We start from the raw sequence: 22,494 nt of genomic DNA, 5'->3' as shown, positions 1-22,494 counted from the left end.
GCTGTTTTCAGGCCATATCCGGCGTGTGCTTTTTCAGCGCCACATATTCCCATATCGCCACCAGCATCAGCACGATGACCGCCGATATCTGCAAGGCGTAATTTGGGAGCCCATGCAGGATGAGCAGAACAACGAGCACACCGATGCCGGCGAAATGCGAGACGGGCCTGACATGGGACGCCGCGATCTTCACGCCGATATTGCCCGCCAGAAAAAGAATAGGGCCGCCGACGATGGCGAGCGCTTCGCGCCATGTCGCGTGCTCGTAACTGTGGGAAAGACTGAAGTCTTCTCCTACCGCCGTCAGGATAATGCCCGCCACGATCGGCAAATGACCGTAATTGAAGAGTGTTTGAGCAATCTTCTCCGGCTCGGCAGTTTCCTCTGCCTTTTCCGAGACCTTCTCCTGGCCATGATGAAAATAAATCCACCACATGAGGATCGTGCTGGCGAAAGCGGAGCAGAAAACGATGAAGCTCAGGCTGGAGTTCATATGGTCTGTTGCGGTGCGCCCGGTGGTGAGGATCGTTTCGCCAAGGCAAATGATGACGAACAGGGCGCATCTCTCAGCCAGATGTTCACCGGACAAATGCAGCTTTTCGTCCTTGCCCGTTTTGAGCCCCGGAAAATAGTATTTCAGCGCGGGACCGGCATATTCGATGCCAATTGCCACAAGCCAGAAAATGATCTGCCATTCCAGACTGCCGGATAACCCACCAATAAGCCAGAACACGCTGGAAACGGCTAGCCACAAAGCCATGCGTGAGAAGGTCAGGGAATTCTCATGATCGACGCCCTTGAAGACGTAGAGTGCAAAGAGCGAACGCAGCAACTGCATGCCGCTGTAGATGAGTGCAAATGTGAAACTCTGATCATGAAATGCTTTTGGCAGAGCAATGGCTAGCAGCACGCCTGCAAACATCATGGAAAACAGAAAGGTTCTGACCAGACCGGCTTCTGTGTTGAGCAGGTTCGTCAGCCATGTGATCTGCACCCACAGCCACCATAACGCCAGGATGATGATGGCCGCCTCTACCAGCGCCGTGGACCCGAAATCCTTGGCCAATGTGTGAGACAGCTGGATGAGTGCGAAAACAAAGACCAGATCTAAAAACAACTCCGGAAATGTCGGCTTTCCTGCTTCGGCGTCGTCCTGCCGGATAAGTCGCCACTTCGGATGGGCCTTTGCCCCCGAAGTCTCGCTATTTTGACCCATGCTGATCCCTGTCCCCTGTCAACCGCGTTACCGACTGTTCTATCAGTTCGACGCCAGCTGGGATCGCGCTTCTTCCCGCGCTAAAGCCTCGGAGCGACCGGACAATTCCACGTCCTTGGAATTGTCCGGGAAAAAGCGGGGGCCGACAAGGCGAACCTGACGGCCGCTGACATCGACGATGTAGCCCTGGCTGACCTTTGCGGGAGCCATGCTTTCCGCAGTCTTGGCGCTACGCTTGATGTCAAGGCTGCTAACCTCGATATCCTGAGCGACAGCCGCTGTGACAAAGCAAAAAACGGCACCTACCGCGGCGCCAAAGGCAACCCGTTCCATGAACAATCTCCTGAATATACTGAGCTTTTGTGGCTCATCAACACAGGAGCGGGCGGTTTTGTTCCATTCGTTCTAATGGAGCAAAATCTATGTCCGAGGGTCATCTCGCACAAAAGCCAACGGGAGGTCATCTCCCTCTTGTTTTTCTCCACTCCGCAAATTCCTGGCGCGGTGCATCGCTTGTTGCAGGGTAAAGGCCGATGATCGTCGCACCCGCAAGGACCTTTTCGGTGACGAAGTCCTCATAGGCGGTCATTTCGACAGTCTCGTCGGCGATTCCATCGGCAATATGGGCGGGAATGACGATTACGCCTTCATCATCACCGACGACGACGTCGCCGGGCCACACGGCGACATCGCCACAGCCGATGGGAACATTGATGTCGATGGCCTGATTGAGAGTGAGATTGGTGGGGGCGGACGGACGATTGTGATAGGCGCGTATATCGAGATCGGCGATCTCGGGGCTATCGCGAAAACCACCATCCGTCACCACGCCCTCCGCGCCGCGCACCATCAGGCGTGATATGAGAATAGAACCTGCTGAGGCGGCACGTGCATCCTTACGGCTGTCCATGACAAGCACATGACCGGGCGGGCAGCTTTCCACCGCAGCGCGCTGAGGGTGCTGAGGATTTTGAAACACCGCCAGCGTGTTCAAATCCTCCCGCGCGGGAATATAGCGCAGCGTGAAAGCCTGCCCGACCATGTTTCTCTTCTTGGCGGAAAGAGGCCTGACGTCCTGAATGAACTGACTGCGCAGGCCGCGCTTATACAGTGCCGTGGCAATCGTCGGGGTGGCCACGCCCATGAGCTTCTGGCGCGTGGCATCACTCAATACATAGTCGCTCATAGTTTGTCCCCTTGTCAGTAAATGTCCGGTTCAGCCGCAGTCGGACCAAAGCCTGTTTCCAGAAAATCGAAATCGGCACCCGTATCGGCCTGCGCCACATGGCGGGCAAACATCCAACCGTAGCCGCGCCCGATCTTGTCTGCGGGCTTGACCCACGCGGCGCGACGGCGCTGGAGCTCCTCGTCATCCACCAGCATATCGATGGTTCGCGCCTCGAGATCGAGCCTGACGATATCGCCATTGCGCAGGAGTGCCAGCGGACCGCCGACATGCGATTCGGGCGAAACATGGAGAATGCACGCACCGTAACTCGTACCGCTCATGCGCGCATCCGACAGACGCAGCATGTCCCGATGGCCCTGCTTGAGCAGGGCCTTGGGAATGGGCAACATGCCCCATTCCGGCATGCCCGGGCCACCCTGCGGCCCGGCACCGCGCAAAACCATGACGTGATCCGGCGTGATATCCAGATTTTCGTCATCGACGGCTGCTTTCATCTCGGGATAGGTATCGAAGACGAGCGCAGGCCCCTGATGCTTATGATATTTGGGATCGCAGGCAGCCGGTTTGATGACGGCACCGTTGGGTGCGAGGTTGCCCTTCAGCACGGCCAGCGATCCCTCGTGATAGACCGGGTTGTCCAGCGACCGGATGACATCGTCGTTAAAACATTCCGCCCCCTTCAAGGTTTCACCCAGCGGCAGGCCTGAGACCGTCATCGCCGTCTGATCAAGGATGTTTCCGAGCTTGACCATGAGCGCACGCAGGCCGCCCGCGTAGTAGAAATCCTCCATGAGGTAGGTCTTGCCGGTCGGGCGGATATTGGCCAGAACCGGCGTGGAGCGACCGGCGCGATCCAGATCTTCCAATGTCAGAGCCACACCGGCGCGACGTGCCATCGCTAGCAGATGCACAACCGCATTGGTGGAACAGCCGGTTGCCATGGCAACGGCAACGGCGTTGTTGACGGAAGCCTGGGTGACGATCTGGCTGGGGGTCAAATCCTCCCAGACCATTTCGACGATGCGCCGACCGCAGGCCGACGACATGCGAATATGGTTTGCATCGGCGGCCGGAATGGAACTGGCACCGGGCAAGGTCAGACCCAGCGCTTCAGCGATCGCCGTCATGGTGCTGGCCGTGCCCATGGTCATGCAGTGGCCGTAGGAACGGGCGATACCCGCTTCCACATCCACCCATTCCTTTTCCGTCAACTGCCCGGCGCGACGCTCATCCCAGAACTTCCATGCATCAGAACCCGAGCCGAGAGGCTTGCCCTGATAATTTCCGCGCAGCATCGGTCCTGCGGGAAGGTAGATCATCGGCAGTCCCATGCTGATGGCGCCCATCACGAGCCCCGGCGTCGTCTTGTCGCACCCGCCCATCAGCACGGCGCCGTCGACAGGATGCGAGCGCAAAAGCTCTTCGGCCTCCATCGCCAGCATGTTGCGATACAGCATCGTGGTGGGTTTGACGTAGCTTTCCGACAGCGACAGTGCAGGCAATTCCAGCGGAAAGCCGCCTGCCTGCAAGATGCCGCGCTTCACATCCTCGACTCGGTGCTTGAAATGAGCGTGGCAGGGATTGGCGTCCGACCACGTATTGAGAATGGCGATGATGGGCTTTCCCATCCATTCCTCAAGCGCATAGCCCATCTGCATGGTTCGCGAGCGATGACCGGAACTTCTAAGGTCGTCCGGCGCGAACCAGCGCGCACTGCGCAGCATATCTGCGGTCTTGATCTTCTTCATGATGTTTTCTGCGACTCCCGACGCGACCTCGGCGACAAACATCACCGAGACACCCGCACCTCCAATTATTGGCATTGAAGCACTAAAACATCAGTGCATCAATGGACAAAATATGATTGAGTGACTGCAAGACGCTACGGGCAAAGGGTGTGAGAAATGGTGAGAGGTACGGTTCTGGACAGGTCGCGGCAGGTCGCGCTCCAGATATACGACATCCTGCACAAGCGCATTCTGGATGTGGACCTTGCGCCCGGAACCGTACTGTCACGTGCAGCCTTGCAACTGGAATTCGGCGTCAGCCAAACCCCTGTCCGCGATGCATTAATACGCCTGCAGGAAGATGGCATCGTGGATGTCTATCCTCAATATGCCACCGTTGTCGCTCGGATCGACATCCAGCATGCCCAGCAGGCGCAGTTTTTACGCCTTTCGCTTGAGCTCGAGGCTATCAACAGGCTGACCTGCGAAAGCCCGGCCGAAACCGCGTGCGACCTCTCTCGAATCCTGGAGAAGCAAAGGACATTTGCGTCACCGGAGACATATGACAGTTTCGACGCCTGCGATCAGGAATTTCACCGCAAACTTTACGAACGCGTCGGCATTCTCGAACTCTGGACCAATGTGCGTCGGCAAAGCGTACATCTCGACCGGCTGCGCAGGCTGAACCTGCCGATGCCGGGCAAGATGCAGACGGTGCTGGCCGGCCACCAGGCAATCATCGACTCCATTCGTTCCGAAAAACCGGAAGAGGCGATGGCGGCAATGCGAAAGCATCTGTCTGGAACGCTTTCGATAACGGACATCATTCGCGAAAAATTCCCAGACTATGTGCGCGAATAGGCGCTGCATCCGACGGCAGACTCCAAACTTGCCATATGACATAAACATGATATTTATCGTCATATATACGGCGACTGTTTCCACGCGCTGCATCAGAGGTGTTCCACCGCACCACGCGCCAACGAGACTGGTTTGGGATTGTGACGTTTCTCCATTCGATGACATGTTTTACCGACGGCATCCGCGTGCTGGGACCGGCCAGATGGCGTTGTCTCGACGGCATGATCAGCGTGTTCTGGGATGCAGAAGGGCATGCGGGCGCCACGGGCTACTACCTGTCTCCGGACCCACGCATCGTTATATTTTTCAACGATGTGTCGTCGCACATCACGATGAGCAACAACGGCAGCAACGCCTCAGCGGGCTACCGGCCTATGAAGCGTGCGATCTACGTGCCTGCGGGCGTGCCGCTGTGGACCAGTTTCACCTCGTTTCACCGTTTCTCGCATATCGACATACATCTGCACCGCGACCGAATGTTGAAGTATCTGACACCATCAGTGGGCGCTTCTGTCGCGATGAGCGCGCTGCGTCGGCCAGTGGAAATTCAGGATGCGGATGCAATCGAAACGCTGGCCGGACTGCTGGTGGCCCAACTTTCTACGACCTCGAAGAACGCGGTCTTTGCGGAAAGCCTCGTCGGCAGCATCGTTGCCGGTCTGCTCGATACGTCCAGCCAAGTCGATGACCAGACGAATGCCCGGTTGACGCAGGCGCAGTTGAACAAGCTCGTCTCGGTCGTCAACAGACGCGCGGACCATAAGATGACGGTCGGCGAGATGGCAGAAACGGTCGGCCTTTCGGAAAGCTGGTTTGCCAATGTCTTCAAGCAGACAACCGGCAAAACACCTTTGCAGTGGCAATTGGGAAAACGCATCGGCGTCGCCCAGACCATGCTCGCCGAAAGCGACCTCAGCGTCGCCGCCATCGCCGCCCAACTGGGCTTTTCAGATCAGGCCCATCTGACCAAGACATTCCGTCAGGTTGCGGGCGAAACACCCGCCGCATGGCGGCGAATGCATCGCGATCCGTAGAAGAGGCGAATGCCTGTCATCACCATGTTCTGCGCAAAGTGGCCCAGACCTCGCGACCGGGATTATAAAAGTCTGCTCCGAAACCGCCGTTTGCGACATATTTCTTATTGAAAATGTTGCTGGCGCTGATTTCAAGCTTGGTATTGTCCTGGATGTCATAGGAGAAGGCCGCGTCGAACACGACGGTCCCTCCTACGCCCGATGTATTTGCGTCACCGTAATAATAAGACCCGACATACCGAGCCCCAGAGCCGAACGTCATATCTCCGCGCTTATCCTGCCCTTCGAGCGTATAGCTTGCCCAGAGCGATGCCATGTGTTTGGGAACGAGCGCTAAACGATTGCCGACATTGGTTCCTCCGATATTTTCGGTAATTTCCGTGTCAAGATACGTGTAGGACGCGTTGAGGTTGATGTTATCGGTGATTTCAGCTTTTGCCTCGAGCTCAAATCCACGGGATTTGGCTTCTCCGACAGTATATTGAACACGTGTGACCGGATCAGACACGGCATAATTCTGCCGGGTCAGGTCGAAAACCGAGGCTGTAAAAAGGGCGGGAAAAGCATCCGGCCTATATTTCAAACCAACTTCGACCTGCTTCCCTGTTTCTGGATCAAGGCCAACAGATGGAGGAGCAACGGACTCAGCGTAACTTGCGTAGGCAGCAACTTCTTCAGTGAGTTTGTAGCTCGCCCCAATCCTCTTGGTGAACTCACTATTGCTGCTGGAGCCCTTTATGCGGGTCAACTCGTTGGTCTCGTCAATATCCATCCAGTCATTTCGCAGACCGACGGATACGATAAACTTCTCCGCAAAGGTCAACTCCTGCTGAAGATAAAGAGCATTCGACTTCTGATCGGATGAGGTGCTGGCATAAAGTGGAACGGACGCAGGTCGGCCACTATAGACCGGGTTGGTCCAGTCGATGTCCGGAGCCGGGCCGAAATAAGTATCGTTCGTGGACGAGTACGCGTTGTATTCAGCACCAACCAGCGTACGGCTTTCGATATTATCGAACGTCGTGTCGTACTGAAGGTGTGCATCGATGATAAAATCTTCAGAAGAAAATTCGTTTCCGAAAAAGCTCCTTTCCGCGATGGTGGAGCCATTGGTAGGCGTACTGGCAATATAGGCATAGCCAAAATTGGTGTTGGTGTTGCTGTAGCGGGCGTTCGCCCCAAACTTCAGACCTGAGCCGAAATCATGGTCGAACATTACGCTTACAGTGTTACGATTCGTTCCACGGTAATTGAAGTCGGGTTCGCCGAAGAAACGGCTGCGGTCAAAATTCGAGCCAACGGGATGCCCCCCGCTACCGGGAACACCGTCGCCGTTCAAATGGTCGTAAACCACCGTCAGCGAGGTGGCATCGGTTGGACGCCAGGTCAGCCCGCCCATGAAAAATTTCTGGTCATCGCGAGAGTAGTCGTATTCAGCATCGGCATTTCTTAATTTGCCGGTCAGGCGATAGGACAGCGTATCGTCGGACGTGATATTGTCGCCGAAATCAAACCCGGTTTCGGCACGACTGTTTACGCCCCCGGTAACATATGCCTCACCGAACCGTTCGGATTTCGGCCTTTTCGTCGCAAAATTAACGGAGCCTCCCGGGTCCGAAACGCCGGATGTCGAATTCGCTCCCTTCAGGACCTCGACACGCTCGAACGCGTAAGTTTCTTCACGCGGTGCGCCGAAAGGCCGGCCGAGTGCCAATCCATCGCGGGATGTGTAGGCGTCAAATCCACGGATCTTGAAGAAATCGTAGCGATCATCCGATCCATAAAAATCTGCGTTGACGCCGGATGTGTACTGCAAAACTTTCTCGACATTCGATGCGCCGCGCTGCTCAATTTCCTTGGCCGTTATGACGGAGATCGATGCAGGCGTGTTGAGAATATCGGTCGCCATCTTATTGGCGCTCGTTGCCTGTCTGGCCACGATCGATTTTGCGTCATCATCGCCACCCGAACCCTGAACAGTGATCGTTTCGAGCACGGTGCCGCCGCTTTGGGTCGTTGCGTCCTGTGCAAGCGCGCGCAGTGGCGTCAATGCGACGAGAGCCGAGCATCCCAACAAAGCGGCTTTGCCGTAGCGGCCTCGCGTGTACCTTTGGTTGGCGCGTGTCATCTCAATGCTCATGATCAAATTCCAGATGTAAGTGCTGTTTTGGCAGCCTGGGTTGAAACCCGTCGCGCCCCCGTATCGCCTGATAACTTGAGCCATATAGTCTGGTATTGTATGAAACCACGGTTTTGTAAAAAACCACGGAAACTTCGTGGGTCCTTATCGAGGCGAGGGAAAACGGTCTTGACCTCGCACCATGAAGCTGAGAGTTCAAGTCAAGTTTCAATATGAAGAGAGTTTTTCCATGTTGCGCTTCACCCGCGCCTTATCATCCTTCATCGTCGCATGCGTCGGTCTTGTCGCTTTCACCGGCGTCGCGGCAGCGGATGGCAGCACCTACCCGCTTGTCATCAAACACGCTCTGGGCACGACGACGATTTCCAAAAAGCCCGAGCGGGTGGCGACCGTGGCGTGGGCCAATCACGAGGTGCCTCTGGCTCTGGGCATCGTGCCGGTAGGCTTTGCCGCTGCCAATTTCGGTGATGATGACGGTGACGGCCTGTTGCCTTGGGTGGCCGAGAAACTGAAGGCGCTGGGTTCCGAAAAGCCGGTCTTGTTCGACGAAGGCGATGGCATCGATTTCGAAGCCGTGGCTCAGACCAGACCCGACGTGATCCTCGCTGCGTATTCGGGCCTCAGCCAATCGGACTATGATACGTTGAACCAGATCGCACCCGTGATCGCCTACCCGGAGTCGCCGTGGGCGACCGACTGGCGCGAGATGATACGCTTCAACAGCCTTGGGCTGGGGATGGCGCAGGAGGGAGAGGCTTTGATCAAACGGATCGATGCGGAGATCGCAGATGTCGTCGCAGGCTTTCCCCAACTCAAGAACAAGACTGCGATGTTCGTTACCCATCTCGACACGACCAATCTCAGCACGGTCAATTTCTACACGGCCAACGACACACGCGTTAAATTCTTTACCGATCTGGGCCTGACATCCCCCAAAAGCGTGAAGGAAGCGACGAAGCCCGGCCAATTCGCGTCCGCCGTAAGTGCCGAGCGGGTCGATGCGTTCGATGACGTCGATATCGTCGTGACCTATGGCGGTCAGCCATTGCTCGATGCGGTGAAATCAGATCCACTCTTGTCCAAAATGCCCGCCGTGGCACACGACTCCATCGTCATGCTGGGTCGCAATCCACTGGGAACGGCCGCCAACCCTACGCCGCTTTCGATTTCCTGGGTATTGAAGGACTACGCGGCGCTGCTTGCGAAGGCGGTCGAAAAGTCGACCGAAAAGCCGTAAATGACTTTCAGATACGTCAGGCAGAGCGCCCCGACCGTGATCGTCGGGCGCTCCAACAGCGTCAGATCTCTCTGGCTCGTGGGACTGCTGGCCGCGCTGGTGCTGTTGTGCATTCTCTCCGTTGCCGTGGGCACGCGCGATGTGGCCTGGGCCGATATTCTTTCAGGACTTGGCGGACGTACCGACACCATCGAACAGGCGGCCATTGCCGTGCGTCTTCCCCGCACCGTTCTCGCACTCGTTGCCGGTGCAGCTCTTGGGCTGGCGGGCGCCGTGATGCAGGGCGTGACGCGCAACCCGCTGGCCGACCCTGGCATATTGGGCGTGAATATGGGGGCGTCCCTGGCCGTCGTCATCGGTGTCGCCTGGTTCAATATCGCCTCTGCCAACGCCTTCATCTGGTGCGCTGTCCTGGGTGCGGCCTGTTCTGCAATTTTTGTTTATACGATCGGTTCGCTGGGGCGCGGTGGTGCGAACCCGCTCAAACTCGCTTTGGCGGGTGCAGCGACATCCGTGGCCTTTTCATCACTGGTGATTGCGGTCGTACTACCCCGGAACGATATTGCAGGTGGCATCCGCTCCTGGCAGATCGGAGGCGTCGGCGGGGCGACCTTCGACAGAATTTCCCATGTCATTCCGTTTCTCGCGGTCGGCTTTCTGATCAGCCTTCTGTCTGCCCGCAAGCTGAATTCTCTGGCCCTGGGCGACGAACTGGCGGCTGGACTGGGCGAACGCGTGGCACTTGCCCGAGGGTTTGCGGCACTTGGCGCTATTCTATTGTGTGGAGCAACGACAGCGGTGTGCGGACCGATCGGTTTTCTGGGGCTGGTCGTCCCGCATGTCTGCCGCTTGCTGGTGGGGGTCGATCATCGTTGGCTGCTGCCATTCTCATCCCTTTGCGGGGCGTGTCTGTTGCTGGTCGCGGATATCGTCGGGCGCGTCGTCTCGCGACCCGCTGAGCTGGATGTCGGTATCGTCACAGCACTCATCGGCGCACCTTTTTTCATCTGGATCGTCAGGCGACAGCGGGTGCGTGATCTATGACGGCGCGCCCTGTCATCATTCAGGACCTGTTGCGACAACGCGCCCGGCAGGGGCAGCGACGTCTGCGTATCATCGCACTTCTTGTTGCGTTGACGCTTGCGATTTTCTCGCTGACCCTCGTTTTGGGGCAGTCATTCACGCCACCAATGGACGTCTTGCGGGTGTTGCTGGGCCATGACGTTCCGGGGGCGGGCTTTACCGTGGGACAATTGCGGTTGCCAAGGGCGCTGCTGTGCATTCTGGCCGGCCTCAGCTTCGGTCTCGGAGGGGTCGCATTCCAGATCATGCTGCGCAATCCTCTCGCCAGCCCCGATATTATCGGCATCAGCTCTGGCGCCAGTGCAGCAGCCGTCTTCGCCATCGTCGTGCTGTCCCTGAAGGGACCGATCGTATCGGTTTTCGCTGTCGTCGCCGGGCTTGGCGTTGCTCTATCGGTCTATGCCCTTTCGTCCCGCAATGGCGTGGCAGGAACACGCCTTATTCTTGTCGGCATCGGCATTTCAGCCATGCTGGAAAGCGTCATCGCCTATATTCTGTCCAACGCCCCTGCCTGGAGCCTGCAGGAGGCCATGCGCTGGCTGACGGGGAGCGTCAACGGCGCGCAATTGTCGCAGGTCGCTCCGCTGCTGATCGGACTTGTCGTATTCGGCGGAATGCTGCTGGGCCGACAGCGGGATCTCGATGCGCTGCGTCTGGGTGACGATACGGCTGCGGCTTTGGGTGTGCGCGTCGGCTTGACCCGTATCGTCGTCATCATCGCTGCCGTAGGAATGATTGCCATCGCAACCGCCGTAACCGGGCCGATCGCCTTCGTGGCATTTCTGTCGGGGCCCATCGCGGCACGAATCGTTGGAGCCAACGGCTCTTTGCTGCTGCCCTCTGCGCTCATCGGGGCGCTTCTGGTGCTGGCCGGTGATTATGGCGGGCAATTCCTGCTACCGAGCCGCTACCCCGTGGGTGTCATCACCGGTGCGCTGGGAGCGCCTTACCTGATTTTCCTCATCATCCGCGCCAACCGGACCGGAGGCTCGCTTTGACCATTCATTCCCTTGCCGTCAACCAACTTTCCGCCGGATATGGCGACGCCGTCATTCTGGAAAACCTGGATCTCGTCGTCCCGCAGGGGAAGATCACAGTGATCGTGGGGGCCAATGCCTGCGGAAAATCAACGCTTTTACGCACGATGTCACGGCTGATCTCGCCACGTCGGGGCCAGGTTCTGCTGGATGGCAAATCCATTCACAGTATCGCGCCCAAAAAACTGGCGAAGACATTGGGGCTTCTTCCACAATCTCCCATCGCTCCCGAAGGTATCACCGTTGCCGATCTCGTCAGCAGAGGCCGTCATCCCCATCAGGGCATGTTATCGCGCTGGAGCAACGAGGATAACGATGCCGTTGCCGCCGCCCTTGAGGCAACCAAGACGTTCGAACTGGCGGAACGACCCGTGGACGAACTCTCCGGTGGCCAGCGCCAGCGTGTGTGGATCGCCATGGCGCTGGCCCAGCAAACCGAAATTCTGTTGCTCGACGAACCCACGACCTTCCTCGACATCAGCCATCAGGTCGAAGTTCTCGACCTCCTGACCGATCTCAATCACAGTCGTGGCACCACCATCGTCATGGTACTGCATGACCTCAATCTCGCGGCACGATACGCCGACCATCTGGTGGCGATGGCGCAAGGTCGCCTGCACGTCTTCGGCTCGCCAGAGGAAGTTTTGACGCAGGACAACGTGCGAGAGGTCTTCGGGCTTGAAAGCCGGATCATTACAGACCCGACCTCGGGCCGCCCCATGATGCTGCCCATCGGCCGACATCGCATGCATTGCGCCGACACCGGCGGTTTCGACGCAAACGGCTGAGACTGCTAAAATCCGATTGTTGGCTTATGCGTTCCGACATCCGCGCGTTTTCCGCCGCATTCATTCTTCACTGTAAACAAGCTGTCATGATCGCCCGGCATTTTTGCAGACCGTCGTGTCATGACCGTGATCATGGATTTCGGCGCATTGCATCAATGACGAGGAGATTGGCATGGCCCATCTGCGCACGTATTTTCCTTTTGTTCGATCAAGCCTGCTTGCCTCCATCGCCATCATCGGCGTGGCGTCCCAGGTGCAGGCGTTCGAAGGCGGCGGGTCAGTCGGCACTGGCTATGATATCACCGTTCCCGAGCCCTCGGTCGCCTACCCTCTTCCCGTCGCAGACAATTACCGCAACCAGACGGGCAAGTCCGCAAACGGCGCGGCGGTTCAAGCCTATGACGACAAAGACAATCCCGTCATCAGGATATTGTCCGGGTTCAACCGCATCTGGACACTGGGCGACGACCAGTGGGCAAACGGCGGCGCCAATGGCGATGGACCCACGGATTACAGCAAGGTAAAAATTTTGAACCCAGATGTCTGGGCTGAGAACATGCGCTACGTCATTTCCGTTACCGGAAAGAACCGCACGGATGCGGAGGCCTTGAACGCCTATCTGAACGACCGCCGACCCCAGGGTTACAGCGTCATCGATGGTCTTGGGCCGCTGGCAGCGTGGTATCGCGAAGGTTCCGGAGCGACGACGACGATCAATCACACGCTGAGCGACTTCAACGTCAATCACGTCATCACCAGGCGGGAGGACGACAAGGGCACGGAAGCGGGGACCAACACCTCGGAGCTGAAGAATTTCGTGGCCTTCATGAAGGCCATGCGCGGCCCCGAAGCCACAACCTCTCCTTCCAAATACTTCTATTCGACACCCCGACCCTGGCGCATGAACGCCAAGGGTGAGGTCATCCAGACCGGTACCGAAACAATCGGCGACAAGACCTTTGAGCAGTATGACTCCATTCCCGACGTGACCGTGCCGGCCCTGCGATACGCCAGGGAGCATCGAGGGCGGGCGAAGGATGGCGGCTTTCCAAGCGGGCACACCAATGCCGCCTATCTGGCAGCCCTCGCCTATGCCTATGCCGTACCGGAACGATTTTCGGAATTGCTGACCAAGGCGTCGGAACTGGGTGAAACGCGCATCGTGGCAGGCATGCACTCCCCGCTTGACGTCATGGGCGGGCGCATCACCGCCACGGCAATCGCCGCTGCCGTCTTGCAGGATGGCAGATATGCCGACGTTAAAAAAGCTGCACATGATGAAGTACAGGCTTACTTCAACAAGCGACTGCCACAGGGCCAGACTCTCGAAGAGTTCGCGCACAGCGCCGACAAGGCAAGTGATGCTTTCGCGGATGAAACGGCAAACAGGCAAGACTACCGCAGGCGCATGACCTACTCCTTCAGTCGCGACGCCACAGCTCCACGTCTTGCCATGATTGTGCCAAAGGGAGCCGAGGTTCTCCTGGAAACCCGCCTTCCCTATCTCGATGCGTCGCAACGCCGCGCGGTTCTGTTCACCACCGGCATCGAATCCGGCTATCCGCTGCTCGACGACAGCAATGGATGGGGTCGCATCAATCTCGTTGCGGCCGCCTCCGGTTACGGCGCCTTTGATGGAGACGTGACCGTGAAGATGGATGCCGCCGCAGGTGGCTTCAACGCAAAGGACCGCTGGACCAACGATATCTCCGGTGCCGGCAGGCTCGTCAAATCGGGAACCGGCGCGCTCGAACTTGCAGGCAACAATAGCTATTCCGGTGGTGTTACGGTGGAGGATGGTACATTGACTGCCGCCTCTAAAACTGCGCTTGGCACGGGCAGCGTCATGGTGAGCGGCGGTACGCTGACGCTCGACGCCGCTGATGGCGTCATAGTGACGGGCGACTACACCCAGACGGGAGGCACGCTTTCTATCAACGATGTCAAGGTCCCTCTGCAAGTCGCCGGGCATGTGAATATCGGAGACGCGACGCTTCGTGTCACCTTCGGAAAGGACGCGCCGGTTCCGGGGACAAAACTCCCGGTTCTATCGGCAGGGACACTCAAAGGCACGTTCGCATCGATCGAGGCCGATGGAGGTGTCAAGCTTCGGCCCATCTATACGGGCACTGGCGTTTCGGTGATCGTAGAATAGGCTCCATTCCGACACGACGGGCAGGCGTCAACGTAAAAATGCCGACGCCTCTTCACAAGGGTCCCGACTTGGACTAGAAGCCGCACCGTAATCCGGTCGCAGCCCACCCGGTCAAAACAAGGGATCCCAACCATGAAAACCATCGTCATCTGCTCCGGCGGATTGGACTCCGTTTCGCTTGCTCATAGAATGGCAGCGGAACACGACCTTATCGCGCTCATCTCCTTCGACTATGGCCAGCGCCATAAAAAGGAGCTGGACTTCGCCGCACTCTGTGCCCAACGGCTTTCCGTGCCGCACCACGTCATAGACATCAGGCCCATCGGCGCGCATCTGACCGGCTCGGCCCTTACCGACGATGTCGACGTGCCGGACGGGCATTATGCCGAAGAAACGATGCGCTCCACCGTGGTGCCCAACCGCAATGCCATCATGCTGACCATCGCTTTCGGCCTGGCGGCAGCACAACAGGCGCAAGCGGTTGCCATTGCTGTGCATGGGGGCGATCACTTCATCTACCCCGATTGCCGCCCCGGCTTCATCGACAGCTTCAACGCCATGCAGCGACATGCCCTTGAAGGCTATGCCGACGTTACGCTGCTTGCACCTTACGTGACGGTTTCCAAGGCCGACATCGTGACCGACGGTGCCAAACATCATACACCGTTTGCGCAGACATGGTCCTGCTACAAGGGCGGCATGCGCCATTGTGGACGCTGCGGAACCTGCGTGGAGCGGCGGGAGGCTTTCCATCTGGCAGGCATCTCCGATCCGACCGGCTATGAGGATCCAGATTTCTGGGTGGCTGCCACCAGCGCCTATGCGGCGCAGGAGGTGCGATGATGTTTCGGATTACCAAGGAGTTCCACTTTTCGGCATCGCATCAACTGAAAAACCTGCCCGCCGATCACCAATGCGCGCGACTTCATGGCCACAATTATATCGTGGAAGTGGAGCTTTCCGGCCCGACGCTTAACGAGCACGGCTTCGTGCGCGATTACCATGAACTGGCGCCGCTCAAGCACTATATCGATGACCGTTTCGACCATCGCCACCTCAACGACGTGTTGGGGCATGACATGGTGACCGCCGAGCGCCTGGCGCAGCATTTCTACGACTGGTGCAAGGCGCGGCTGCCCGAGACGAGTGCTGTGCGCGTGAGCGAAACGGCCAAGACCTGGGCGGAATATCGACCGCAGGCTCAGCCATGAGCACGCCCAGGGAAAGCCCGATCCGCATCAGCGAGATTTTCGGACCGACGATCCAGGGCGAAGGTCTTTTAATCGGTGTGCCAACGGTTTTCGTGCGCACTGGCGGCTGTGACTACCGCTGTTCATGGTGCGACACGCTGCATGCGGTGGACAGCCAGTACCGCGAAGACTGGGTGCCGATGTCCGTCGATGCGATCTGGCAGGAGGTCACCCGGCTTTCCGGGTCACGACCACTGACCATATCGCTTTCCGGTGGTAATCCGGCGATCCAGCCTTTGGGACCGCTGATCGAAAAAGGACATAGGGAAGGCTACCGCTTTGCCTTGGAAACGCAGGGTAGCCTAGCAAAGGACTGGTTCGGCGCGCTCGATTATCTGGTGCTCAGCCCCAAGCCGCCATCCAGCGGCATGCAGACAGACTGGACGGACTTCGACAACTGTCTTGCTGCCGCAGGAGACAAGCCCCAGATGGCGCTTAAAGTCGTGGTGTTCGATGATGTCGATTATCGATATGCCCGCGAGGCGAGCGCACGATATCCCGCTTTACCGGTCTATCTTCAGCCGGGAAATCATACGCCACCCCCGCCGGATGACGATGCCGCCGTGGTCGATATGGACGGCATCATGGACCGTATGCTGTGGCTGGTGGAGAAAGTCAGCGAGGACCGATGGTTCGACGTGCGCGTGCTGCCGCAATTGCACGTGCTGCTCTGGGGCAACAAACGCGGCGTTTAAAAGGGCAGTCACGCCTTGCGGATGCGAAATCTGTGACCTGCTCCGATGGGCATCATCTCAAGAAGGCTGTGTCCGTCTTCCCGACACATGTGCGGAATGTCGATGATGGCGAGCGGGTCACTTGTTTCCACGAGCAACTCCTCGCCTTGCTGCATCGATGACAGCCTTTTCCGGCAGCGCAAAACAGGAAGGGGGCATTTCAGCCCCCTCAGATCGTAGATTTCAATCGAGCCTGCGCTCATTCCTTGGCCCAGAATTTCCAGAATGGCTTCTTCTGCGCATCATCGGGCTGCGGCGGAGCCGAGAATGCGAGGGGGTTCACGGCAGGAACGGGAATGCTCTGTTGCGCGCCAACCTGCGGACGCGCTGCGACCGGCGCGGCGGACGCGACCATCGTGGGCGCAGCAGCGCTGACCGCAGGCGATGGCGTGGTTGTAGTCGGTGCTGTCGTTGCCCGCGGATTTGCGGCGGACGCAATTGCCGTTGCTGCCGGAGCCGACACGCCCTTGGTCGCCTTTTTCTCCATCAGCGCGGCAAACTCTGTTTCTTTCATCAGCTTGCCAGCCTTCAGCGCAGAGCCGGTCGGGGCGTAAGCGGGCTCGCGGCCTTTACGCTTTTCCGCCACCAGCGCCTTGCGTTCCGCTTCGCTCGGATCATACCAGACCATACCATCGAGTTTCTTCGATGCCTTGGCATAAGCAAGGTCGTAGGTCTTGTCGTAGCTCATCAGCGCGCTGGCCAAAGCCGGTGGTGTGCTCATCTTGGGGCAGGAAGCCGCCGCATTGAACTGACCGCCTTCGGCCTGCTGGTTGAAGACATATTTCTTTTCGCAGACGTTAACCTCTGGCGGGCGCTTGGTCACCTCGAAATTATCGTAGCCGACCTTCAGCATTTTCCAGAATTCGAAGTGCTCGCTGTTGCGATGACGCGCCATGTTTTCCGCCGACATGCGGAACGGCAGCGCCTGCAGCTGGACCGTCTTCTGGCCACCCTTGAAAGCATCGCGGGCGAAACCATAAATTTCCAGAACCTGCGCATCGGTCATGGAATAGCAACCCGAAGAGGAGCAGGCGCCATGGATCATCAGGTTGGTGCCATTGCGTCCGTTCGCCTGATCAAAGCGATTGGGAAAGCCGGTATTGATCGCAAGGTAGTAACTGGAATTGGGGTTCAGGTGCCCCGGCGTGAGATTATAGAAACCCTCCGGTGCCTGCCGGTCACCTTCCTTGATCTTCGGGCCCAGCTTTCCTGACCACGCGCAGATATCGTAGGAGGCGATGACATCGAAGCGATTGTCACGGCGGGCCTTCCATATTTCCAGCGTGCCCTCTTCCTTCAGGATACGGATCATGATCGGCGCGTTGCGATCCATGTTCTTCTTGTCCATTTCGGCAAGAATAGATGGTGCCAGCGGGTAATCGACCTTGTTTTTCACATGGGAAACATCACGCTCGACAGTCTCGAGCGTTTCATTGCAACCCGTCAGCATGAGAGCTGTGCAGGCAAAAAGCGCAAAATGTCTCAAACGCATGGCGTTGCACCAGTTTTCAGGATGTCGGAAGGTGGTAAAATATTTCGGATTTGAATACAAGTCCGCGGACTTGTCATCGCCAGTCTATTTCCAGCGAATGGCGGCTGATCGGCTCTCATGATCTCATCGGTATCGTTCGTTTCCTGGCCGAATTATAGCTGACAAAGCATTAACACATCGCTACAGCCCGTCCAGGCGATGCAGCTTGCGGCCATGCCCAACTCCTCTATATTCCGGCTATGATTGACCTGATGACCGCCTATTGGCCGCACATACTGGCGACACTGTCCGTTATCATGGGCGCAGCCGCAGCCATCCATGCAACGATGACGAAACAAGAGGTGCGCACGGCACTGGGATGGGTCGGCGTCATCCTGCTGTCGCCCGTCGTGGGTGCGGCCATTTACGCCGTCGCCGGCATCAACCGAATCCGGCGAAGCACGCTCGGACAACAGCGATCGCTGATGCATGGAACGATCATGGAACGCGTTGCCCGTTTCGATGCCGATGACCAACTGGTCGTCGAGCGATTCGGACGACGTTTCGTTTCGATGAAAACCGTGGGGGACCGCGTTACACGCACCGCCTTGACCACGAGCAATGTCATCGATCCCCTGCACTCGGGCGATATGGCCTACTCGGCCATGTTGGATGCCATCGCCAGCGCCAAGCGCTCGATCATCCTCGAAACCTACATCTTCGATCAGGACCATATAGGCCAGCGTTTCGTGGACGCCTTGTCCGATGCCTGTGAGCGCGGCGTGGAGGTCAGAGTGCTGGTGGATGCCGTGGGAGCGCGCTATTCGGTACCCAGCATCCTGCCGGCGCTTCGAAAAGCGGCCATCCGCGGTGCCGTCTTCAATGGCAATGTCATCATGGGCCTGCGCCTGCCCTATGCAAATCTGAGAACGCACCGGAAGATTCTTGTCGTGGACGGGCGCGTGGCCTTTACCGGAGGCATGAATATTCGCGAAGGATTTACCGCGGAATTTGCGCAGGAGCACCATTCACACGATACCCATTTTCGGGTCAAAGGCCCGTTGGTGGCGGATCTGTTCACGGTTGCCGCCGAAGACTGGCGGTTTACGACAGGCGAGTTGCTCGACGGTCCAGTCTGGGATGTGACGCTGCCGGAAGGAGAGCCGGGAGAGCCGGTTCTCGCGCGCGTCGTCGCGTCCGGTCCGGACAACAGCATCGAAACCAGCCACAAGATGCTGATGGGCGCATTTTCCGTTGCGCGATCCTCGATCCGCATCATGTCGCCTTACTTTCTACCAGACCGCGAGTTGATTTCAGCCCTGACGACTGCCGCCAGGCGCGGCGTGCAGGTGGACATCATCGTTCCCGCCAACAACAATCTGACGCTCGTCGATCATGCCATGACCGCCCAGTTCGACCAGATGTTAAAAAGTTATTGCCGAATCTGGCGCGCGACCGGCCCCTTCAATCATTCCAAACTCCTCGTTATCGACGATCGCTGGTCATATGTCGGCTCTTCCAATCTCGACCCAAGATCGTTGCGATTGAACTTTGAGGTGGACATCGAAGTTATGGATGAGGGTTTTGCCGAAGCTGTTGGTGAGAGCATCAGCAATGCGCAGGAAACTGCAGTGCCGGTAAATCTGGAAGACTTGCGCGCCCGCCCGTTCATTGTCAGGCTTTTCGAACGGGTTCTGTGGTTGGCATCACCCTATCTGTGAGGGTGAACGGGCTTGAAAAATAGAACTGGGAATGAGTGGCGTTGATGCGAGATAGAAAATTGATACGGACGAAGCCCGACAGCCTGTCCTCCGTTCTGGTGACATCTCTGCGCAACCGCAACAAACGCCAACCCCAGAGCAAGGGCTGCGGTGAAGACGGCCTTCCTATCATAGCGTCCTACAACGTCCATAAATGCGTGGGGCGGGATCGAAAATTCGACCCTGATCGCATCAGCCATGTCATTCAGGAAATCGGCGCCGACATCATCGCGCTGCAGGAAGCGGATAGCCGTTTTGGAGAACGCACCGGACTGCTTGATCTGATCCGCCTGGAGCGAGAATGTGGACTGACGCCTGTGCCGATCAGCGCCGGAGCCAAGGCGCATGGCTGGCACGGCAATGTGGTTCTGTTCAAGGAAGGGTCCGTGCGCGACGTGCACCCGCTCAAGCTGCCTGGTCTTGAGCCGCGCGGCGCGTTGGTCGTTGAACTGGAGCTGAAACAGGGCGGGACATTGCGGATCATTGCCGCCCACTTCGGGCTATTGCGCCGCTCCCGCGCGCAGCAGGCCAAGGCTCTTGTGGAGCTTCTGAACACGCGCGACGAACAGCCCACCATCCTTTTGGGCGATCTCAACGAGTGGCGGCTGGGCAATGGCTCGTCGCTCAATACGTTTCGCGATGCCTTTGGCACCTTGCCGCCGGCAGTTCCGAGCTTTCCCTCGGGTCTGCCAGTGCTTGCCCTGGACCGGATCATATCCAACCGCGAAGGTCTGATCGAAAATGTGACGGCGCATGATAGCGCTTTGTCGAGGATTGCGTCCGACCACCTGCCGCTAAAGGCAGCAATTCGCACTGACGTTCTTGGCGGCTGATGGGATGGCGAAGGCGGATACGCTGTAGCGCACCCGCCCGCATGATTTAGCGCAGCAGCGCTCTGGCTTCCTCGACACCCAGGGCCGCCGGCTGGCTGCATGTCGTCGTCAGCTCGATGAAGCGGCCCTCTTCACCCGATTTCAGGATCGATGTCATGACATCGATGCCGTGCAACGAGCGATCCAGAGAGCAGCGCGCGTCACGTCCTTCGATCAGCGCCTGAGCCATATCGGCAAGACCGGCCGTGCGATAATTGGCGCGCGCGCCCTGCGGGCTTTCCTGGTTGGCGATGCCGAAAGGATGATCCCAGTTTTCCAGCGGCTGAATATCCTTGTCGCGACCACTCGCCTCGACCACACCGCCGAAGAAATTCGGATCCGGCACGAAGAGCGATCCCTCGGTACCGTAGAGTTCCATGTTGGCATGGCGGTGAGACCAGACATCCCAGCTTGCCGAAAGCGTGATCGTCGCGCCATTGGCAAATTCCAGAAGCGCGTGAATGTTGGTCGGCGTCTCGACCGGAATGACCGTGCCGTTCAGCGGCTGGCTGGTCACGGTACGGGTTGGGTTTGCCATCGACGTCAAGGCGCCGACACGTTTGACCGGTCCGATGAGGTTGATGAGGTTGGCGATATAGTACGGGCCGAGATCGAGGATCGGGCCGCCGCCTTCGAGGAAGAAGAAGCCAGGGTTGGGATGCCACATCTCCATACCTGGGCTCATCACATGGCATGTGCCGGAGGTGATGCGCCCGACCTTACCCTCGTCGATATATTTGCGGGCAAGCTGATGCGCGCCACCGAGGAAAGTATCCGGTGCGCAACCGACGGCAAGCTTCTTTCCCGTCGCGATGCGCCGCAGCTCTTCGCCTTCTTCCAGCGTGAGCACAAGCGGCTTTTCCGAGTAAACATGTTTGCCCGCTTCGAGAATGGCCTTCGAGACACCAAAGTGGGCGGACGGGATGGTGAGGTTCACCACCACGTCGATTTCGTCGTTCTGAAGCAGTTCTTCGATGGACTGCGCTTTGACACCGTATTCTTCGGCTCTCAGCTCTGCCGCACTGCGGTTAAGGTCTGCGCAGGCCAGAACCTTCAGGCCCCTGAAAAGCGGGGAGAGCGAAAAATAGGTCGTTGAGATATTGCCGCATCCAATGATGCCGACGCCAAGTTCCTTGGCCATGAATGTTACTCCGGATTTTGGATTAGTAGCTGTTGAAGGATGCGATCGATCGGGTGATCAGACGGTCGACATCCTTTGGATTATCATGTTCAACGACATAATATTTAACGGCGGTTTTCTTCAGCACATCGACAAGACCTTTCCAGTCCACCGTGCCGTGACCAACATCCGCCCAGCCGTCTTCATCCGTACTTTCACCGGCTGGCGCGATGTCCTTCACATGCACAGCCGTGATGCGGCTGGCATAACGCTCAATCCATTCAAGCGGATCGGCTTTGCCGCGAATGATCCACGCGATGTCTGCTTCCCACTCCAGCTCAGGCCCGCCTGCAAAGATTTGCTCCTGTGGTGTGGAGCCGTCTTCCAGCTTCACGAATTCGAAATCGTGGTTGTGCCAGCCAAAGGCCAGACCTGCGTCGCGGTAGGGCTTGGCAGCCTCCTGAAGACGCTTGCCGAAAGCCAGCCAACCGGCGGCATCGGTGGGGCGCTGATCAGGCATGAGGTGCGGGCAATAGATCGTTTCCACGCCGAGGATTTTCGCGATGTTCAGCGCTTTCTGCGGCTCTTTCTCCAGCATATCCAGACCGAAATGGCCGGTTGGCATGGTCAGATTATTGGCGTCGAGATCGGCACGCAGAGCCTTGAGTGCAGCGTCGTCCATGGTGCCGTAAATGCCGCCGAAGCCTTCGACATGGGCGTAGCCTGCCGCTGAGAGTTTCTTGAGAATATCCGCAAGCGGCGGGAAGTTACGCGCGCTGTAAAGTTGAAAGCCGAGTTTCGTCATCTGTCTCTCCTGACA

The 22,494-nt window shown here is 57.9% G+C and carries 21 protein-coding genes; 12 read left to right on the top strand and 9 right to left on the bottom strand.

Annotated features, from left to right (window positions below; translation table 11 throughout):
* Positions 1-7: 7 nt before the first annotated feature.
* The 4 genes from ASF29_RS02025 to araD all read right to left on the bottom strand — a co-directional run bounded on the left by ASF29_RS02025 (position 8) and on the right by araD (position 4,153).
* The gene (locus tag ASF29_RS02025; RefSeq protein WP_062448052.1) at positions 8-1,216 is read right to left on the bottom strand and encodes a low temperature requirement protein A; all 1,209 of its coding nucleotides are present in this window, start codon (positions 1,214-1,216) and stop codon (positions 8-10) included.
* Between the two features lie 42 nt (positions 1,217-1,258).
* Entirely contained in the window at positions 1,259-1,549 is a 291-nt protein-coding gene (locus ASF29_RS02020; RefSeq protein WP_062448050.1) for a hypothetical protein, read from the bottom strand.
* Between the two features lie 127 nt (positions 1,550-1,676).
* The gene (locus ASF29_RS02015) at positions 1,677-2,402 is read right to left on the bottom strand and encodes a ribonuclease activity regulator RraA (RefSeq protein ID WP_062448046.1); all 726 of its coding nucleotides are present in this window, start codon (positions 2,400-2,402) and stop codon (positions 1,677-1,679) included.
* A 14-nt stretch (positions 2,403-2,416) separates the two neighbouring features.
* Complete coding sequence (gene araD, locus ASF29_RS02010) at positions 2,417-4,153, bottom strand: L-arabinonate dehydratase (RefSeq protein WP_062448627.1); 1,737 nt, start codon at positions 4,151-4,153, stop codon at positions 2,417-2,419.
* A gap of 156 nt (positions 4,154-4,309) precedes the next feature.
* Here araD and ASF29_RS02005 point away from each other — a divergent pair, with 156 nt between their 5' ends.
* Together ASF29_RS02005 and ASF29_RS02000 are read left to right on the top strand one after the other, a co-directional pair.
* Complete coding sequence (locus ASF29_RS02005; protein WP_062448043.1) at positions 4,310-4,993, top strand: GntR family transcriptional regulator; 684 nt, start codon at positions 4,310-4,312, stop codon at positions 4,991-4,993.
* A 140-nt stretch (positions 4,994-5,133) separates the two neighbouring features.
* Positions 5,134-6,027 (top strand): AraC family transcriptional regulator, encoded by an 894-nt coding sequence (locus ASF29_RS02000; RefSeq protein WP_200925500.1) that lies wholly within the window; start codon positions 5,134-5,136, stop codon positions 6,025-6,027.
* Positions 6,028-6,046: 19 nt separating this feature from the next.
* Here ASF29_RS02000 and ASF29_RS01995 read toward each other — a convergent pair whose 3' ends face one another.
* Positions 6,047-8,167: a TonB-dependent siderophore receptor gene (locus ASF29_RS01995; protein ID WP_062448039.1), complete on the bottom strand. Its 2,121-nt coding sequence runs from the start codon at positions 8,165-8,167 to the stop codon at positions 6,047-6,049.
* Positions 8,168-8,396: 229 nt separating this feature from the next.
* Here ASF29_RS01995 and ASF29_RS01990 point away from each other — a divergent pair, with 229 nt between their 5' ends.
* From ASF29_RS01990 to queE, 8 genes are all read left to right on the top strand, one after another.
* On the top strand, positions 8,397-9,404 hold the full coding sequence (locus ASF29_RS01990; RefSeq protein ID WP_062448625.1) for an iron-siderophore ABC transporter substrate-binding protein: 1,008 nt from the start codon (positions 8,397-8,399) through the stop codon (positions 9,402-9,404).
* Complete coding sequence (locus ASF29_RS01985) at positions 9,405-10,448, top strand: iron ABC transporter permease (protein ID WP_062448037.1); 1,044 nt, start codon at positions 9,405-9,407, stop codon at positions 10,446-10,448.
* The gene (locus tag ASF29_RS01980; RefSeq protein WP_062448035.1) at positions 10,445-11,485 is read left to right on the top strand and encodes an iron ABC transporter permease; all 1,041 of its coding nucleotides are present in this window, start codon (positions 10,445-10,447) and stop codon (positions 11,483-11,485) included. The genes ASF29_RS01985 and ASF29_RS01980 overlap by 4 nt, the downstream gene beginning before the upstream one ends.
* Positions 11,482-12,312, top strand: a complete 831-nt coding sequence (locus tag ASF29_RS01975; protein WP_062448033.1) for an ABC transporter ATP-binding protein — start codon at positions 11,482-11,484, stop codon at positions 12,310-12,312. The genes ASF29_RS01980 and ASF29_RS01975 overlap by 4 nt, the downstream gene beginning before the upstream one ends.
* 172 nt (positions 12,313-12,484) lie before the next feature.
* A complete protein-coding gene (locus ASF29_RS01970) occupies positions 12,485-14,467 on the top strand; it encodes a phosphatase PAP2 family protein (protein WP_062448031.1) in 1,983 nt (660 codons plus the stop codon).
* A gap of 132 nt (positions 14,468-14,599) precedes the next feature.
* Entirely contained in the window at positions 14,600-15,310 is a 711-nt protein-coding gene (queC, locus tag ASF29_RS01965; RefSeq protein WP_062448028.1) for a 7-cyano-7-deazaguanine synthase QueC, read from the top strand.
* Complete coding sequence (gene queD, locus ASF29_RS01960; protein WP_062448026.1) at positions 15,310-15,678, top strand: 6-carboxytetrahydropterin synthase QueD; 369 nt, start codon at positions 15,310-15,312, stop codon at positions 15,676-15,678. Before queC ends, queD begins: the two co-directional genes overlap by 1 nt.
* Positions 15,675-16,412 (top strand): 7-carboxy-7-deazaguanine synthase QueE, encoded by a 738-nt coding sequence (gene queE, locus ASF29_RS01955; protein ID WP_062448023.1) that lies wholly within the window; start codon positions 15,675-15,677, stop codon positions 16,410-16,412. The genes queD and queE overlap by 4 nt, the downstream gene beginning before the upstream one ends.
* Positions 16,413-16,420: 8 nt before the next feature.
* On the opposite strand, the gene ASF29_RS01950 is transcribed toward queE, so the two are convergent.
* Positions 16,421-16,654, bottom strand: coding sequence for a sulfurtransferase TusA family protein (locus ASF29_RS01950; protein ID WP_062448021.1), 234 nt, complete (start codon positions 16,652-16,654; stop codon positions 16,421-16,423).
* Entirely contained in the window at positions 16,651-17,943 is a 1,293-nt protein-coding gene (locus ASF29_RS01945) for a murein L,D-transpeptidase family protein (RefSeq protein ID WP_062448019.1), read from the bottom strand. The genes ASF29_RS01950 and ASF29_RS01945 overlap by 4 nt, the downstream gene beginning before the upstream one ends.
* 239 nt (positions 17,944-18,182) lie before the next feature.
* Here ASF29_RS01945 and ASF29_RS01940 point away from each other — a divergent pair, with 239 nt between their 5' ends.
* Complete coding sequence (locus ASF29_RS01940) at positions 18,183-19,643, top strand: phospholipase D-like domain-containing protein (protein WP_062448017.1); 1,461 nt, start codon at positions 18,183-18,185, stop codon at positions 19,641-19,643.
* Between the two features lie 62 nt (positions 19,644-19,705).
* On the top strand, positions 19,706-20,515 hold the full coding sequence (locus ASF29_RS01935) for an endonuclease/exonuclease/phosphatase family protein (protein ID WP_244473473.1): 810 nt from the start codon (positions 19,706-19,708) through the stop codon (positions 20,513-20,515).
* A gap of 46 nt (positions 20,516-20,561) precedes the next feature.
* Here the strand turns inward: ASF29_RS01935 and ASF29_RS01930 are convergent, their stop codons facing one another.
* Together ASF29_RS01930 and ASF29_RS01925 are read right to left on the bottom strand one after the other, a co-directional pair.
* Entirely contained in the window at positions 20,562-21,695 is a 1,134-nt protein-coding gene (locus tag ASF29_RS01930) for a Gfo/Idh/MocA family oxidoreductase (protein ID WP_062448013.1), read from the bottom strand.
* Positions 21,696-21,717: 22 nt separating this feature from the next.
* Complete coding sequence (locus tag ASF29_RS01925; protein ID WP_062448010.1) at positions 21,718-22,479, bottom strand: sugar phosphate isomerase/epimerase; 762 nt, start codon at positions 22,477-22,479, stop codon at positions 21,718-21,720.
* Positions 22,480-22,494 lie beyond the last annotated feature (15 nt).

Origin of the sequence: Rhizobium sp. Leaf262 (assembly GCF_001422245.1) — a bacterium.
In the GTDB taxonomy this organism is placed as follows: domain Bacteria; phylum Pseudomonadota; class Alphaproteobacteria; order Rhizobiales; family Rhizobiaceae; genus Agrobacterium.
The sequence above is the reverse complement of the archived record's forward strand: the minus strand, read 5'-3'. Positions and strand labels throughout refer to the sequence as shown.

Excerpts from the sequence above, each read along its gene's own strand:
- queC (WP_062448028.1), top strand. The coding sequence starts at position 14,600 with ATGAAAACCATCGTCATCTGCTCCGGCGGATTGGACTCCGTTTCGCTT.
- ASF29_RS02025 (WP_062448052.1), bottom strand. The coding sequence starts at position 1,216 with ATGGGTCAAAATAGCGAGACTTCGGGGGCAAAGGCCCATCCGAAGTGG.
- ASF29_RS01945 (WP_062448019.1), bottom strand. The coding sequence starts at position 17,943 with ATGCGTTTGAGACATTTTGCGCTTTTTGCCTGCACAGCTCTCATGCTG.
- ASF29_RS01990 (WP_062448625.1), top strand. The coding sequence starts at position 8,397 with ATGTTGCGCTTCACCCGCGCCTTATCATCCTTCATCGTCGCATGCGTC.
- queE (WP_062448023.1), top strand. The coding sequence starts at position 15,675 with ATGAGCACGCCCAGGGAAAGCCCGATCCGCATCAGCGAGATTTTCGGA.
- ASF29_RS02005 (WP_062448043.1), top strand. The coding sequence starts at position 4,310 with ATGGTGAGAGGTACGGTTCTGGACAGGTCGCGGCAGGTCGCGCTCCAG.
- queD (WP_062448026.1), top strand. The coding sequence starts at position 15,310 with ATGTTTCGGATTACCAAGGAGTTCCACTTTTCGGCATCGCATCAACTG.
- ASF29_RS02015 (WP_062448046.1), bottom strand. The coding sequence starts at position 2,402 with ATGAGCGACTATGTATTGAGTGATGCCACGCGCCAGAAGCTCATGGGC.
- ASF29_RS01985 (WP_062448037.1), top strand. The coding sequence starts at position 9,405 with ATGACTTTCAGATACGTCAGGCAGAGCGCCCCGACCGTGATCGTCGGG.
- ASF29_RS01925 (WP_062448010.1), bottom strand. The coding sequence starts at position 22,479 with ATGACGAAACTCGGCTTTCAACTTTACAGCGCGCGTAACTTCCCGCCG.
- ASF29_RS01930 (WP_062448013.1), bottom strand. The coding sequence starts at position 21,695 with ATGGCCAAGGAACTTGGCGTCGGCATCATTGGATGCGGCAATATCTCA.
- ASF29_RS01995 (WP_062448039.1), bottom strand. The coding sequence starts at position 8,167 with ATGAGCATTGAGATGACACGCGCCAACCAAAGGTACACGCGAGGCCGC.
- ASF29_RS01980 (WP_062448035.1), top strand. The coding sequence starts at position 10,445 with ATGACGGCGCGCCCTGTCATCATTCAGGACCTGTTGCGACAACGCGCC.
- ASF29_RS01970 (WP_062448031.1), top strand. The coding sequence starts at position 12,485 with ATGGCCCATCTGCGCACGTATTTTCCTTTTGTTCGATCAAGCCTGCTT.
- araD (WP_062448627.1), bottom strand. The coding sequence starts at position 4,153 with ATGAAGAAGATCAAGACCGCAGATATGCTGCGCAGTGCGCGCTGGTTC.
- ASF29_RS02020 (WP_062448050.1), bottom strand. The coding sequence starts at position 1,549 with ATGGAACGGGTTGCCTTTGGCGCCGCGGTAGGTGCCGTTTTTTGCTTT.
- ASF29_RS01950 (WP_062448021.1), bottom strand. The coding sequence starts at position 16,654 with ATGAGCGCAGGCTCGATTGAAATCTACGATCTGAGGGGGCTGAAATGC.
- ASF29_RS01940 (WP_062448017.1), top strand. The coding sequence starts at position 18,183 with ATGATTGACCTGATGACCGCCTATTGGCCGCACATACTGGCGACACTG.